This window comes from Marinifilum breve (assembly GCF_003202155.1).
Classification (GTDB): Bacteria; Bacteroidota; Bacteroidia; order Bacteroidales; family Marinifilaceae; genus Marinifilum; species Marinifilum breve.
Genome location: NZ_QFLI01000002.1, coordinates 230,136 through 245,339, shown reverse-complemented (window position 1 = coordinate 245,339; position 15,204 = coordinate 230,136). Strand labels below are relative to the sequence as shown.

The window sequence follows — 15,204 nt, the reverse complement described above, 5'->3', positions numbered from 1 at the left end:
ATCTTTTGGTGCAAAGATGTGATTTATTTGATGAATTCCCATTTATGATTAAGTGTGTTTTGTACTACGGTGTTGATTCATAAAACACTTAGAGTGGTGAAAAAGTTACAGTATCATAAAATCACAACATATAGCGATTGATAGACATCTCAATGCCCTTTACTTTTGTCGGTATAATTAATCTAAATAAGAACAAAATGCAAAACATCGGAATTTTTTACGGTTCATCCACCGGTAATACAGAAGCAGTAGCAAAAAAAATACAAGACGAACTTGGCGCAGATATCGCATCAACTATTGATGTTGCGGATGCTAGCGCAGCAGACCTTGAAAAGTATAATAACCTAATTTTAGGAACTTCTACTTGGGGTATTGGCGATTTGCAAGATGATTTTGAAGGATTTTTATCTGAAATTTCAAGTGCCAATATGGATGGTAAAAAAGTTGCCTTATTTGGTTTGGGAGATCAGTATTCATACTCAGATTCATTTGTTGATGGTATGGGTGAGATCTTTGAGACACTGGAAGAAAAAAGCTGTGAACTTGTTGGCGAAACCTCTACTGATGGTTATGAATATGATGCTTCGAGAGCAGAAAAAGACGGTAAGCTTGTAGGATTGGCTATCGATATCGAAAATCAAGATGACCAAACAGAAGACAGAGTAGCAGATTGGGTTGCAGAACTTAAAAATCAATTTAATTAGAATATAATGAAACTAACTTGTTCGGATTATAAGACTGCGGATATGCAGATTTTGATTCATCACGTTTATGAATACAACAAAGGATTAAGAAGTTTGGTGTTGCACACCATGCATAGCAGTGAGAAGGAAAAAACAGAAAATTTATTACAGCGTAAAGGAATTAGTTATTTTTTGCAAACTGTTAACGAAAACAAGATAAATGTATTTTTTGGAAAACAAGAATGCATTCAAATTGTAAAATCCTTTGGGGATAAATCATTGTCTGATTTCACAGATGAACAGGATTTTATTCTGGGAATTATGCTTGGCTATGATAGAAATCAGCAATATGAGAGATATATTAAACGAACAGGAATCAATAACGAACTTATAAATGCGAAGTTAGTTGGTTAGAAACATATAAAGATTTTTTCTTTTGCTATTAATTCGATACTCACTTTAGACAGCCATACTGTTCTTTGGTGAGTATTTTTTTTATGCATTTTTTGGTGTAAAAATCATAACATATGGTGATTGTGGATTCAGTTTAATATAGCTTACTTTGCTACTGTTCAATTTATTCAAATCACCTGACGTTTGATATTAGAGTTGGATAGATATGATCAAAAAATTACAAGATGTTGAATATTTAATCTCGCCATGATTAAAATTATATTTAGTGTTATTTAGTAGTATTTTCACCATTTTGTTATGTAGTATAGATGTAGTTCGCAATAGGTTAGTTTTCACTACATCACTTAGGTTTTACCCCAATGGATTTTCTCTGTTGGGGTATTATTTTTGTCAATTTTCTAGAACAATTGCTCTGTCGGCTTTGTTAATTGTTTAGTATTTAGTTTGAGTTTAAATAAGCATTAAATTTAGTAAACTAAAATAGGGGATTGATAGATTTCCCTTACATTTGAATGAAATTAGAAAATACAATAAAGATTATACATTATGGCTATCAATAAAAATGTTGAGAAGATTTTGAATGAGCAGATTAACGCTGAATTTTGGTCGGCTTATTTCTATTTGTCAATGTCTAACTATTTTAATGCGAACGGAATGCCAGGTTTCGCAAACTGGATGAAAGTTCAGTTTGAAGAAGAAACTTTCCATGCGATGAAAATGATGGATTTTGTGAATGAAAGAGGTGGACGCGTTATTCTTCAACCAATTGCTGAAGTTCCTGCTGAATGGGATGGTGTTTTAAATATTTACGAAGAAACATTAGCTCATGAAGAAAAAGTAACTAGCTTGATCAACGAATGTGTAAATGTTGCTATTGAAGAAAAAGACCATGCAACAGTAAACTTCTTGAAGTGGTTTGTTGATGAACAAGTAGAAGAGGAAGCAACAGTTGGGGAAATTATCGATCAATTGAAGATGTTCAACTGCCAAGGACAAGGATTGTACATGTTGGATAAAGAATTTAAAGCAAGAACATTTGTAACTCCTGCTGAATAAGGATATTCTTGATAAAATATCTCGAAGCCTCATGTTATCATGGGGCTTTTTTTATGCATCAAATTTTTACTTCATGTTGCTGATAAATTTTGTAACTTCTTGGGTATGTTTTTAAGTCGTACTAAAATTTTTACAAAATGATTATCAACAAAAAGGTTCAAGAAGTTTTAAATAAGCAAATTAATATGGAGTTTTGGTCTGCTTACCTTTACCTTTCGATGTCAAATTATTTGACAGATCTTGGTTATCCTGGATTTGCACATTGGATGCAGATTCAGTCGAAAGAAGAAGCAGGACATGCTATGAGAATGCTTGACTATGTAAATGAAAGAGGAGGAAGGGTGCTATTGGAGCAAATTCCGTCGGTACCTCACGACTGGAAAGGTGTTTTAGATGTCTTTGAAGAGACCTATAAACACGAACTAAAAGTAACAGAACTGATTAATGAATGTGTTAATGTTGCTAATGCAGAAAAGGATCATGCTACAAAAATCTTTTTAAATTGGTTTGTAAGTGAGCAGGTAGAAGAAGAGTCTTCGGTTAGTGAAATTCTGGATCAGTTGAAGATGTTCGATGCCAAAGGACAAGGAATGTATATGATGGATAATAATATGAGATCTAGAGCTTTGGAGTAATATGAGTTTGTTAAAATCAATTTGAAAGGATGTCTGGTTAATACCATGACATCCTTTTTTTGTATCTGATTTGCAAAAAGAGTTTATCTTTAGAAGAAAATCTTTGTTATGCGAACCATCATCTTTCTTCTGATCATGTGTATGTCAGGTTTAAGTTCAGCTCAAATTAATATGGAAAGAATACAAAATGACATTGACCAAAGTGTTTGGAAAGAGTTTAAATCTACATTTGAAAGGATAGATGCAATAGCATTAAATAATCTCTATGCAGATAAAACATTAAGAGTTACACCAAATGGGATTGATACAGAAAACTCTTTTAAGACTGCAAATATTAAAAGATTTGAAATGCTTAAGGAGAAGTCTGCCATTGTAAAACTGGATTTTTGGTTTGAAAGCAGGCATACAAATTCAGATACCTCTTATGAGGTTGGCTATTATAAAATAGCAACAAAAATTGATGATGAATGCACGATCCATTACGGGCAATTTCATATTGTTCTTAAAAAGATTGCTGGCCAATGGAAAATCGTTCAGGATTGGGATACTACCATTATTAATGGTCAAAAAATCGGTCAAAAAGAGTTTGAGAGAAGAGGTGAAAATCGACTTTATTAGTAATTTAATTGCTGTGAGGCAATTGATTGCTTGGGATATATGTAGATACAGCATTAATGCTGTATTTACGATTTAAATATCAAACCTGCTAAGCATTAATTTGAGTTCAAAATACTTAATCAAATTATTTTCAATAAAACCACCATTAAACCAATAAAAATTTCTACTTTTGGTCTCGATGGATATGAATAGATACCTCATAGTAGTTTTTTGTGTGCTCACAGGATGTGCGGCAGCCGTTCCTATGGCCAATGTTCAGGATTTTACTGTGGACAATGAGCTATTTGCTGAATGGTACGCCGATCATGTTCAAAATCTGGATGAAGCATTTGCTTCGCCAATTCTGGTAAATGTAGAGCAAGAACAATTGGCAGGTTCATGTTTTTCAAATGCAGAAGAATTATCTGTATTGAATGATTTGCCTAAAATTCCTGCATTAAACCAGCAATTAAAATTTCTGAATTATCCTGAACCTGAGGATATAAAAGGATATTTACCTTATTCAGAACCATGTTTTAGCCAAGTTGTTAAGCGCGATAATCCTATTCGTGCTCCTGGTTATTCCTGCTAATTCGTTAAGGTTCAGGCTTGAGCCGATTTTCTATTTTAAATACATTTTAGCTTCTTCTATTCGTAGAGGACTGCATTCAATATTGAAATCAATAAATCATTATGGGTTTTCTAGATAAAACGTTAGGAAAACTGTTTGGTAACAAATCAGACAGAGACTTAAAAGAATTAACTCCTTATTTGGCAAAGATTAAAGCTGAATATGATAGAGTTACAACACTTAGTCACGATGGAATTCGTGAAGAATCTGCAAAATTAAAGCAACGTATTCAAGATTACGTACAAGCTGAAAATGATCAGATTAAATCCTTGAAAGACAAGATCGAAAATGGTGGACTTTCTGTTAATGAGAAGGAAGATATTTACGATCAGATTGATAAGATTGAAGGACAAATCGATGAGAAAATCGAAGAGGTATTGGAACAAATTTTACCAACAGCTTTTGCGGTTGTAAAGGATACTGCTCGTCGTTTAACCGAGAATGAGGAAATTGAAGTTACAGCAACTCAGTTCGACCGCGATTTGGCTCCTCACTTCGATAATGTTCAAATTGATGGAGACAAAGCCGTATTCTTCAATTCATGGACTGCTGGAGGTAATGAGATTGTATGGGACATGATTCACTATGATGTACAGCTGATTGGTGGTACTGTTCTTCATCAAGGTAAAATTGCTGAGATGGCAACAGGGGAAGGTAAAACATTGGTGGCAACCTTACCTGTATTCTTGAATGCATTGACTGGTCGTGGTGTTCATGTAGTAACAGTGAATGATTACCTTGCAAAACGTGACTCGGAGTGGATGGGACCTTTGTACCAATTCCACGGAATGTCAGTTGATTGTATTGATAAGCACTCTCCAAACTCAGATGAGCGTAGAAAAGCTTATGCTTCAGATATTACTTTCGGTACCAATAATGAATTTGGGTTTGACTACCTACGTGATAATATGGCTACCAATCCTAAGGATTTGGTTCAGCGTCGTCACAACTATTCAATCGTCGACGAGGTTGACTCGGTATTGGTTGATGATGCGCGTACTCCATTAATTATCTCAGGTCCAATTCCACGTGGCGACAATCAGCAGTTTGATGCGTTGAAACCTCAGGTTCAGAAAATTGTAAAGGCTCAAAACGACTTGGTAATGAAGATTTTTACCGAATCGAAGAAATTGTTGAATAGCGAAGATAAGAAAGAGCAGGAAGAAGGAGCGAAGTTGTTATTGAGAACTTTTAAAGGTTTACCAAAAATGAAACCTTTAATTAAGTACTTGAGTGAACAAGGTAATAAAGCAACTTTATTAAAAACAGAGAACTTCTACATGCAGGAGAATAACAAGAACATGCACATCATTACTGATGAGTTGTATTTTGTTATCGACGAAAAGCATAACTCTATTGAATTGACCGATAAGGGTATCGATTTACTAAGTGCTGATACCGATGATACAGGATTTTTTGTATTGCCAGATATTGGTACTGAAATCAATGAAATTGAGAAATCAAATCTTCCTGATGAAGAGAAACTGAGAAAAAAGGATGAAATGATCCAATCATACTCGGTTAAAACTGAACGTGTTCATACGGTAAACCAGTTGTTGAAAGCATATACTTTATTCGAAAAAGATGTAGAGTACGTGTTGATGGATGGTAAAGTGAAGATTGTTGATGAGCAGACTGGTCGTATTATGGAAGGCCGTCGTTACTCAGATGGTTTGCACCAGGCAATTGAAGCGAAGGAAAATGTGAAGATTGAGGCAGCTACTCAAACATTCGCTACCATTACCCTTCAGAACTACTTTAGAATGTATCACAAGCTTTCGGGTATGACAGGTACTGCGGAAACCGAAGCAGGTGAATTATGGGATATTTACAAGTTAGAGGTTGTTGTTATTCCAACCAACAAACCAATTGCACGTGATGACCGTGATGATTTGGTATACAAAACCAAGCGTGAGAAGTATGCTGCTGTTATCGAAGAGATTGTTGCATTGGTAAATGCAGGTCGTCCGGTATTGGTAGGTACAACTTCGGTTGAGATTTCGGAATTGTTGGGTAGAATGCTTAAGATTCGTGGAATCAAGCATAATGTACTGAATGCGAAATTGCATCAGAGAGAGGCAGATATTGTAGCAGAAGCAGGTAAGGCAGGTACGGTAACTATTGCAACCAATATGGCTGGTCGTGGTACCGATATCAAATTAACTGATGAAGTAAAAGCTGCTGGTGGTTTGGCTATTATTGGTACAGAGCGTCACGATTCTCGTCGTGTTGACCGCCAGTTACGTGGTCGTGCTGGTCGTCAGGGAGATGTAGGTTCTTCTCAGTTCTTCGTATCTCTTGAAGATGATTTGATGCGTTTGTTTAGCTCAGATCGTATCGTGAAGCTAATGGACCGCATGGGTCTTGAAGAAGGAGAGGTGATTCAGCACAGTATGATTACCAAGTCTATTGAGCGTGCTCAGAAGAAGGTAGAGGAGAACAACTTTGGTATTCGTAAGCGTTTGCTTGAATATGATGATGTAATGAACTCTCAGCGTGAGGTAATCTACAAGCGTCGCCGTCACGCATTGTTCGGAGAGCGTATCCAGGTGGATATTGCCAATATGATGTATGATGTTTCTGAAGTGATTGCCAATGAAAATCATGGTGGCGATTTCGAAGAGTTTAAAATGGACTTGATCCGTACCTTCTCAATAGAATCTCCAGTTACTGAGGAAGAGTTCCTGAAAGAATCTCCTGAAGTAATTGCTGAGAAGATTAATGAGGTTGTAATGGATACCTACAATAGAAAGACAGATGCTATTGCGAAGCAAGCATATCCCGTAATCAAGAATGTTTACGAATCGAAAGGTGAGTTGTACGAAAATATTGTAGTTCCATTTTCTGATGGTTCTAAGATGTTTAATGTAGTTACTCATTTGAAGAAGGCTTACGATACTGAAGCTGAAGATGTAATGAGGTCTTTCGAGAAAGTTTCGATTTTGGCAACTATTGACGAATCTTGGAAAGAGCACTTGCGTGAAATGGATGACTTGAAGCAATCCGTTCAGAATGCATCATACGAGCAAAAAGATCCACTTTTGATTTACAAGTTTGAGTCGTTCAACCTATTTAAAGCAATGGTTGAGGAAGTGAACAAGAAAGTGGTTGCCAGCTTAATGAAAGGCCATATTCCATTGCAAGATCCAGAAGAAGTTCGTCAGGCTGAAGAGCGTAAGCGCGATATGAGCAACCTGAAAACTTCTAAAGAAGAATTGGGTTCTGATGGTAGAAGAGAAGCTCCTAAAAAGGCTGAACCAGTTAGAAACGTTCAGAAAGTAGGACGTAACGAGCCTTGTCCTTGTGGTAGCGGTAAGAAATTCAAGCAATGTCACGGTAAAGGTGTTCCTGCTTAATTTACATTACTAGTAGGAATTCAAATACTACACCCTTTTGTCTGTAGACATTTTCCCTAAAAGGGAAAACATTGATTTTTGATTTCTCTCCTTTTAGGGGAGATGTCCGATAGGACAGAGGGGTGCATTGTAAAATAAGATTTTTAGTTTACGTTAAATTGAGCTGATAATTAACAAATAATGCTAAATTTGACGTGATGTATAAAGTACAAAGTATCAAGTAAGTTAATTCTTCTTGATACTTTTTCTCTTAAATCTTGAGACTAAAATTATAAAATATGTTACTATCAATCCTTTGGGATGTAAAACCCGAAATTTTTACGATAGGTTCCTTTTCCGTTCGTTGGTACGGATTGCTTTTTGCTCTTGGCTTTTTGTTGGGATACTATATCGTTGAAAAAATGTTTAAGAAGGATGGAATCAAGTTAGAATGGCTTGATAAATTGTTCTTGTATACCATGATTGCTACCGTAGTAGGAGCACGATTAGGTCATGTTTTCTTTTATGGATGGGAATTCTACTCACAACATCCGGCAGAAATTATAAAGGTATGGCGTGGAGGATTAGCCTCTCATGGTGCTGCAATTGGTATTATCGCCGCATTGTGGTTCTATTCGAAAAAAGTAAGCAAAAAATCAATTCTGTGGATTCTGGATTACGTTGTAATTCCGGTTGCCTTGGCAGGATGTTTCATTCGTTTGGGTAATCTGATGAATTCTGAAATTATTGGTGTAAAAACAACCGTTTCATGGGGATTCGAGTTTGTAAGAGCATCTATTGAAGACCCACAAGCACCTCGTCATCCAGCACAATTGTACGAAGCAATTTGTTACTTGATTTCTTTTGGTGTACTAATGTTTATGTATTGGAAAACCGATGCAAAACAACGTTCGGGTATGATTTTCGGTGCATTCTTGGTATTGATTTTTACAGCTCGTTTCTTTATCGAGTTCATCAAAGAAAATCAGGAAGCATTCGAAGAAGGTATGGCTTTAAATATGGGACAATGGTTAAGTATTCCGTTTGTATTATTGGGATCTTACTTTGTACTTACAAATCTGAAGAAGAAAATCGCATAAATCTCATCATTGAGATGATATAAAAAATCCGGGCCAGTTTGGTTCGGATTTTTTTGTGCTTATATGTTTGATATTCCCACTCCAAGTGGGATTATCAATAGAGAGGTATATAAGTTTTTATTGGCGACCTCAATAAGAGTGAGAATATCAAATTACATTTTAAAATATCGCACAATTGCAATTATCATTTAATGAAAACCAAAATGCATTTTTTTAGCGTCATCATTTAATGAAAGCATAAAAGTTTGTCCTTTTGGTCTTTCATCGTTTAATGAAAGCATGAAAGTTTATCCTTTTGGCCTTTCATCATTTAATGAAAGCGTGAAAGTTTGTCCTTTTGGCTTTTCATCATTTTATGAAAGAGTGAAAGATTATTCTTTTGACCTTTCATCGTTTAATGAAGACTATATTAATAAATGAGAAGAGCATATTTCTTGATATCTGTACTTGATTTAAGCTCAAATGATTTATTTGTTATAAAAAAATAATCTAATGTAAAATACATTTAAAATAACTTTACCTTTGCGAAGAAAATAAACTTAAGAGTAGCAAAATGTGGTATTTTAAGATAAATCGTATCGTAATTGTTATAACGATATTGGCGCTATTGGTTGGTTGTAATAAAAAGGAGCGTATCTGCACCTTTTATCATTGGGAGCAAACGCTTGATTTGAATACAGACGAAACTCAACTTTTGCAAGACTTCAATGCAAATGAGTTGTATGTAAGAATATTTGATATCGATTTTAAGGATAAAAGTAAAGCTCCTGCATTTCTGTCGAGCCTACATGTTAAGAATCAATTGCCTGAGAATATTAGTGTTATTCCCTGCATTTTTATTACCAATAGAAGTTTTAAAAACATCGATTTTGCAGCTGTAGATTCATTGGCTCATCGAACTGCTGCCCATATCAATTATATTGAAAATACGCAGGACATTGCATTTGGAGATGAAATTCAAATCGATTGTGACTGGACTCCTAGCACTCGTGTACATTACTTTGCTTATTTGAAGCAATTAAAAAAATATTTGCCTCAGTTTGGTACAATTTCTGCTACCATTCGACTTCATCAGTTTAAATATCCTGAAAAAACAGGCATTCCACCGGTTGACAAAGGGAGTCTGATGGTTTATAATATGGGCGATTTTGAGGATAGTGAAGCAAGCAATGCTATTTATAGTAATGATATTTTGAAGCAATATCTCAAGGTAAAAGCTCCTTATCCTTTGCATTTAGATGTTGCCATGCCAACATTTAGCTGGGCTTTGGTATTTCGATTTGGAAAGGCTGTTAAAATTATTCACCATCCCGATATTGAAAACCTCAATTCTGCGAAAGAGCATTTTACAAAGTTGAGTCAGAATAAATATAAAATCAATAAAAATGGCTACTGGAAGGGTTTGTATTTGTACGAAGGCGATGTGCTAAGAGTGGATCGAATTGATGCCAAGGAAATTGAGGAAGGATTAAAGTTGATTCGAAACAATGAATATCTAAATCCGGACAAAGTAATTTATTATCACTTATTCAATAACATTAAACAATTATATACAGATGAAGATTTTGAAAGTTTTAATGCTGTTATTAATTAGCACGATCTTTTGTTTGCCTTCCAAAGCTTGTGGTGGTTGGGAGGAATATGAAACCTATTTTAGGTTATTTAAGCCCAAATATATGATTGCAGACCAGGAGTTTGCATCAATAACCTTTAGTGATGAGCCATGGTCGAATATTTCGGTGTGGTATCCGCAGCAGAATGAGTACGACGAAAATTTAAAACTATGGAAAGCTTATTTCCCTGTATCTTTTGATGATGAAGAATTAAAGCAATTCATCTACAAGCTTTCGGAGGATGATTTAAAAAAGGCCAAGAATAATCCAAGTCAGGCAAGTAATAAGGTATTAAAATGGGTAATTGCCAATGATACCCAAATTTTTGACTATTTATTATTTGCAAAAGAGTGCGAGCAGCATTGTAATCCACGATTTGTTTATTATTGGGAGGAAGCAGAAGAGAAGGACCTTAAGGTTTACAATCAAATAATAGAGAAAGGTATGGCTATGTTTGAGACTTGCAGCAATTCATTCCTGAAAGAAAGATTCGGTTTTCAGTTGGTGAAGTTAATGCGTCATGGCGAAAAATATGATGAATGCCTTGCATTTTGGAACACCAAACTGGCAAAGAACAAAAAATCAATCATGTATTATTGGACCCTGGATCATATTGCAGGAGTACAGATTATAAAAGGGTTGGCAGCTGAAGGTAGAAAAAACTTTATTGAAGTATTTTTGAATAGTCCTGGTAAAAGGTTTTCGAGTTATTGTAGTGTTAAAATTGATACCGACGAGGAATGGCATGAGCTATTAAATGCTTGTGATACCGATAAACAAAAAGAAAGCATGTACTTTATGAGAGCTTCGCAATTGGGTAGTGTTGCTCTTGCCGATCTTGATTCTTTGTATCAGATTAATCCAAAATCGGAATATTTACCAATTTTAATTTGCAGAGAAATAAATAAAATAGAATCAATTTATTTGCAGAATAAAGAAGCTGAGAATGTCTTTTATCAGTTGTATTTCAACAAATCAAACATCAATCAAAAGTTAAGTGATTATCTACAAAAGTTTAATCGATTTTTATCTAAATGTATTGATGAAAAGCAAATTAAGAATATTGATTTTTGGAGGATAAGTTATTTGTATACGAACTTCTTAAAGCAAGATTTCGATGGCGTTAGAGAACAGATTACTCTTCTTTCTAAAAACATGCCAGAGGCTTTTAAGAATCAGCTTGATATTATTGAGAACCTTTTGCTAATAACCGATAACAGCAAAAGTCCTATTCAGCGACAAAATGAAATGAAGGCCACTTGGAATGTGGAAGTAAAAGATTTTGCATATTTCTTCATGAGTCATTCATCTAACAAACTGCCATATCCGCTAAATGTAGATGAAAGAATGTATGACTTGCGTACCGAACTGGATACGGAAAAATTGAAAGCTTTGGTCGATTTGGCAGACAATCAAGAGGAGTTGACTTGGTTCTCTAGTTACATTTTAAAAAATCACTATAGTACAAACTCTGAATATTTAAAGGAAATGCTTGGAACATCTTACCTTGCAGATAATGAAAATGATTTGGCAGTAGATGTTTTATCAGAACTGAGTGAAGAATACAAAGCAAGCAGCCAAACTTTTTATTTGTCCGCAAATCCGTTTAATTATTTAATTAACGATAGAGATACCCAATTGCTTAAAAATGTAGGATATGGTAAGCTAAAGCTAGCTCAGACACTTTATTCAATAAACAACGCAATAAAAGAAGGAAGAGCAACAGCCATGGATTATTATTTGTTGGGTAATGCACAATACAATACCTCTTATTTTGGTTATGCATGGAATGCTAAAGCGTATTATTGGTCGGGAGGCTATTATACAGGCAGTTTTGATTGTACTGATGCCTATCAAAATTTCTTAAAGGCAGCAAAGATGTCGGATGATAAGGAAATGAAGGCAAAATGTTACTACCTGGCAGCCAAAGCCAATCAGAATAAATATTTAACAGATAATAGGGAAAACCTTTATTGGAAAAGTGATCTTAAGGAAAAAGATATGCAGAACAGGGGATATCGGGATGAATTCTTAAAATTAAAAGAGGAATATAAGGACACTGAGTTTTATGAAAGAATTATTGAGGAGTGCAAATACTTTCAGTTTTACGTAAACTAGTAATTGTTTTGGCAATTAGAAAATAAATAAAGCGCATTAGCGATCATACAAAAAATCCGAACCAATTTGGTTCGGATTTTTTTGTATGCTTTTTAATTTAATATCCCCACTCAAAGTGGGGTTATCAATAGGAGATTTGTTTGATAGTGATCATTTATTGGTAACCTCACTCTAAGTGAGGATACCAAATTTATAATTAACCATTAATCAGCTCCATTTCAATCCCCATTTTCTTCATTAAAATAGGGGCGTTAAAGGTTTTGCAAACACCGTTCTGAACTTTGTAATCGAAGTACAATTGTTCACCATCGATTTTAATGTCGAAGAACCTGTTTTCTACATGACCAGGCAATTCATCTTCCAACACCGACAATTCCAAGTCGTGGGTGGCAACCAATCCTACTGCATTGTATTTCACCAATTGCTTGATTAAAGCAGCCGACCCGGTATGTTTGTCTTTGGAATTGGTTCCTCTTAATATCTCATCAAGTAAAAGTAATGCATTTTCTTTTTTGTTTACCTTATCTAATACCTGCTGAATTCTTTTCAGTTCGGCATAGAACGAGGATTCGTTTTCTTCAATTGAATCTTTAATTCGCATGGAAGTATTTACTTCAACATTTGAAACCAACATTTCTTTAGCGCAAACAGGTGCTCCACTCAAAGCAAGAACCACATTCACTCCAATGGTGCGCAAAAAAGTACTTTTTCCTGCCATATTCGAACCTGTAACAATGTGAACCATTCCAGGACCTTGCATTTCATAATCGTTGCAAACACGCTTGCTTTCATCAATCATTGGATGACCAGCTTCTTTCATTTCCAGTTTAAAATGCTCCTCAACAACTGCTGGGAAAGTCCATTCCGGATGATTAAAGCTTAGGTTGGCCATGCTGCTTAAAGCTTCAATTTCACCAATACTTGCAAACCAGTTTTCAATTTCGTGTCCATACTTGGTTTTCCATTTGTTGATACGGAAGAGTAGATGTAGTTCATAAAAAAACAGAAGATTGAACATTATCTGAACCAACATGTTGTATCGCTGATCAAGCAGTTCAATTAATTTTCCAAGTTTTCTAATCTTTTGAAAGGATTTAATATCCTTACTCGCTAGCTTTTGTTTGATTTCATTCAATTTTTCCGATTGCCAGGCTTCAGATTCAAATTCTTCAATGATTTTCGCATAAATCTTAAGCATATCAGCACGTTTTGATGTACTGTTGTGAGCAATTCCTACATTTTTAAAATTAAAGTAATGAATTGCAATACTGATCATCAATAAAACCAAAATTGGAATGGAAGAACCTATCATTGCATAAATTAATGCAGGAAGCGATAAAAAAGGCAAGATCGATATTGCAAGTAAAAGTTTTTTATTGCCATGAAATGGAGATGGAGTTTTTCCCCATTCTACTACAAAATCAGGATCATCGGTCTTTAGTTTTCTTTGTAAACCGTATTGAATGATATTTTGTCGCCAGTCTATTTTATTGCTTAACTCTTGAATGGCTTTTTGTCTTTGGGCAATGGTGTCGTTGTTGGCTGGAGCAGATAAGTAGGAGGACAAACAGTCATTTCCGCTCTTGCTTACGCAACGATTAATCAATTGGTAAATGGAGTGTTCACCAAACATGTCCAAATCGGAACTGTAAGGATGGTTATGTATTTCGTACTCCTTGCCATTGCTATAGAGATTACTATGCCTTGTTTTCAGGCAATTCAATTCATTTTCATTGATTTCAATCAATTTCAGAAGCCTCTTGATGTTTTTCTCATTTCTGCTGTATTTGCGAACAAAATAGGCCAGCGCTCCAATTAAAATGGCAGCAATAAAAATAGCTGCAGGCATTGAATAGGGAAGAATGACATAAAAAAGAACAAAAGCTCCAATTGCACTAAGCAATCTAATTGCTGAATATTTGCGGTTTGCTTTTTTTAACAGCTGAACTTCCTCTTTAAAATTCTGTATGCGTTTTGAATAAAAATCAAGATTCATAGGTGTAATTTTGCTTCTATTTTAGGTTAATTTATTTTGAAAAGCTAAAACTACTAAATCTACTCTTACAATGAGTAGTTATTGAATTTAAAAGAAGGCTTATAACACACAAAAACCTTTGAGTTATAATTGTCTCAAAGGTTTAAGCTGTGTAAAAAAAGGTAATAACAAATCTTCGGTAAGAAGAAACCAAGTAGTTGTATTACTTGTCTTTTCGTAGAAAGATGTCACCACTTATCGTTTTTAGGAAAATTTCCTCACCGCCACCATTTAATGATGTAGAGAATTTTCCGTTGCGGTAATGTTTTAATTCTCCCTTGTTTTTTGTATTCAATTCAAAATCGGTATACATTTCACCAGTAATTGTATTCAAAACCAGATCTGCTTGTTGCTTGCTTGGTAGACTCAGGTCAATGAATCCACTAATGGTTTCTATCTCCATTTTGCTCTGTAAGCCAACAATGCTTATATTACCACTAATGGTATTGATTGATAATCTGGCATCTCGAGGTAGTTTTATTTCAAAGAAAAGTTCCATGTCAATGGAATTGGTTGTAATGGTTTCCGTTTTTCCATCTTTGCTCTGTTCTCTTTGAATGATTGTGGTTCTGTGCAAATCTTCCATATTTTCAATTTCCGATTCGATTTCGATGCCTTTAGAAAATGAATTTACATTAAATCGAAAAGCATCATTGTCTTCATTTTCATTGATATTAACAGAAGCTTTAACATACACTTCGTTTTTATCCCAGGTCGAAATTTTAATGTCATCAGCAAATTTAAACTCCAAAGAGATTTTCTCATCTGATGAGATCTTTACAGATTTTTCAACAATTTTCTGTCCATATGTAAACACTGTTGTCATCATGAACAATAATGTGATATAAATTGATTTTTTCATATTTCTGATGTTTTGAAACGGTTAACAAAAGGGCACAAAAAAGGCTGCTAGGGAAAAAATCATTTTCTTAAGCATAACTCTTTACTTGGTAAGAGTTAGAATGAAACAAGGATCCGAAGCAGCCT

The 15,204-nt window shown here is 34.8% G+C and carries 12 protein-coding genes; 10 read left to right on the top strand and 2 right to left on the bottom strand.

Annotated elements, in window-relative coordinates:
• Nucleotides 1–197 precede the first annotated feature (197 nt).
• The 10 genes from DF185_RS05145 (at nt 198) to DF185_RS05100 (ending at nt 12,182) form a co-directional block, all read left to right on the top strand.
• Nucleotides 198–704: a flavodoxin gene (locus DF185_RS05145; protein WP_110359667.1), complete on the top strand. Its 507-nt coding sequence runs from the start codon at nt 198–200 to the stop codon at nt 702–704.
• A gap of 6 nt (nt 705–710) precedes the next feature.
• A complete protein-coding gene (locus DF185_RS05140) occupies nt 711–1,097 on the top strand; it encodes a DUF2023 family protein (protein ID WP_207784586.1) in 387 nt (128 codons plus the stop codon).
• Between the two features lie 546 nt (nt 1,098–1,643).
• Nucleotides 1,644–2,153, top strand: a complete 510-nt coding sequence (locus DF185_RS05135) for a ferritin (protein ID WP_110359666.1) — start codon at nt 1,644–1,646, stop codon at nt 2,151–2,153.
• Nucleotides 2,154–2,290: 137 nt separating this feature from the next.
• Nucleotides 2,291–2,788, top strand: coding sequence for a ferritin (locus DF185_RS05130; RefSeq protein ID WP_207784585.1), 498 nt, complete (start codon nt 2,291–2,293; stop codon nt 2,786–2,788).
• A gap of 171 nt (nt 2,789–2,959) precedes the next feature.
• Nucleotides 2,960–3,406 (top strand): nuclear transport factor 2 family protein, encoded by a 447-nt coding sequence (locus DF185_RS05125; RefSeq protein WP_165835946.1) that lies wholly within the window; start codon nt 2,960–2,962, stop codon nt 3,404–3,406.
• A 184-nt stretch (nt 3,407–3,590) separates the two neighbouring features.
• On the top strand, nt 3,591–3,977 hold the full coding sequence (locus DF185_RS05120; protein WP_133249956.1) for a hypothetical protein: 387 nt from the start codon (nt 3,591–3,593) through the stop codon (nt 3,975–3,977).
• Between the two features lie 101 nt (nt 3,978–4,078).
• A complete protein-coding gene (gene secA, locus DF185_RS05115; protein ID WP_110359663.1) occupies nt 4,079–7,372 on the top strand; it encodes a preprotein translocase subunit SecA in 3,294 nt (1,097 codons plus the stop codon).
• 278 nt (nt 7,373–7,650) lie between these two features.
• Nucleotides 7,651–8,451, top strand: coding sequence for a prolipoprotein diacylglyceryl transferase (lgt, locus tag DF185_RS05110; RefSeq protein WP_110359662.1), 801 nt, complete (start codon nt 7,651–7,653; stop codon nt 8,449–8,451).
• 553 nt (nt 8,452–9,004) lie between these two features.
• A complete protein-coding gene (locus DF185_RS05105) occupies nt 9,005–10,045 on the top strand; it encodes a hypothetical protein (RefSeq protein WP_110359661.1) in 1,041 nt (346 codons plus the stop codon).
• Nucleotides 10,008–12,182: a hypothetical protein gene (locus tag DF185_RS05100; protein ID WP_110359660.1), complete on the top strand. Its 2,175-nt coding sequence runs from the start codon at nt 10,008–10,010 to the stop codon at nt 12,180–12,182. Before DF185_RS05105 ends, DF185_RS05100 begins: the two co-directional genes overlap by 38 nt.
• A gap of 196 nt (nt 12,183–12,378) precedes the next feature.
• On the opposite strand, the gene DF185_RS05095 is transcribed toward DF185_RS05100, so the two are convergent.
• Nucleotides 12,379–14,178 (bottom strand): MutS-related protein, encoded by a 1,800-nt coding sequence (locus DF185_RS05095; RefSeq protein ID WP_110359659.1) that lies wholly within the window; start codon nt 14,176–14,178, stop codon nt 12,379–12,381.
• A gap of 202 nt (nt 14,179–14,380) precedes the next feature.
• Nucleotides 14,381–15,079, bottom strand: coding sequence for a DUF4097 family beta strand repeat-containing protein (locus tag DF185_RS05090; protein WP_110359658.1), 699 nt, complete (start codon nt 15,077–15,079; stop codon nt 14,381–14,383).
• Nucleotides 15,080–15,204: the final 125 nt, after the last annotated feature.

Coding starts and splice junctions, on each gene's coding strand:
- DF185_RS05145 (WP_110359667.1), top strand. CDS start 198: ATGCAAAACATCGGAATTTTTTACGGTTCATCCACCGGTAATACAGAA.
- DF185_RS05140 (WP_207784586.1), top strand. CDS start 711: ATGAAACTAACTTGTTCGGATTATAAGACTGCGGATATGCAGATTTTG.
- DF185_RS05135 (WP_110359666.1), top strand. CDS start 1,644: ATGGCTATCAATAAAAATGTTGAGAAGATTTTGAATGAGCAGATTAAC.
- DF185_RS05130 (WP_207784585.1), top strand. CDS start 2,291: ATGATTATCAACAAAAAGGTTCAAGAAGTTTTAAATAAGCAAATTAAT.
- DF185_RS05125 (WP_165835946.1), top strand. CDS start 2,960: ATGGAAAGAATACAAAATGACATTGACCAAAGTGTTTGGAAAGAGTTT.
- DF185_RS05120 (WP_133249956.1), top strand. CDS start 3,591: ATGAATAGATACCTCATAGTAGTTTTTTGTGTGCTCACAGGATGTGCG.
- secA (WP_110359663.1), top strand. CDS start 4,079: ATGGGTTTTCTAGATAAAACGTTAGGAAAACTGTTTGGTAACAAATCA.
- lgt (WP_110359662.1), top strand. CDS start 7,651: ATGTTACTATCAATCCTTTGGGATGTAAAACCCGAAATTTTTACGATA.
- DF185_RS05105 (WP_110359661.1), top strand. CDS start 9,005: ATGTGGTATTTTAAGATAAATCGTATCGTAATTGTTATAACGATATTG.
- DF185_RS05100 (WP_110359660.1), top strand. CDS start 10,008: ATGAAGATTTTGAAAGTTTTAATGCTGTTATTAATTAGCACGATCTTT.
- DF185_RS05095 (WP_110359659.1), bottom strand. CDS start 14,178: ATGAATCTTGATTTTTATTCAAAACGCATACAGAATTTTAAAGAGGAA.
- DF185_RS05090 (WP_110359658.1), bottom strand. CDS start 15,079: ATGAAAAAATCAATTTATATCACATTATTGTTCATGATGACAACAGTG.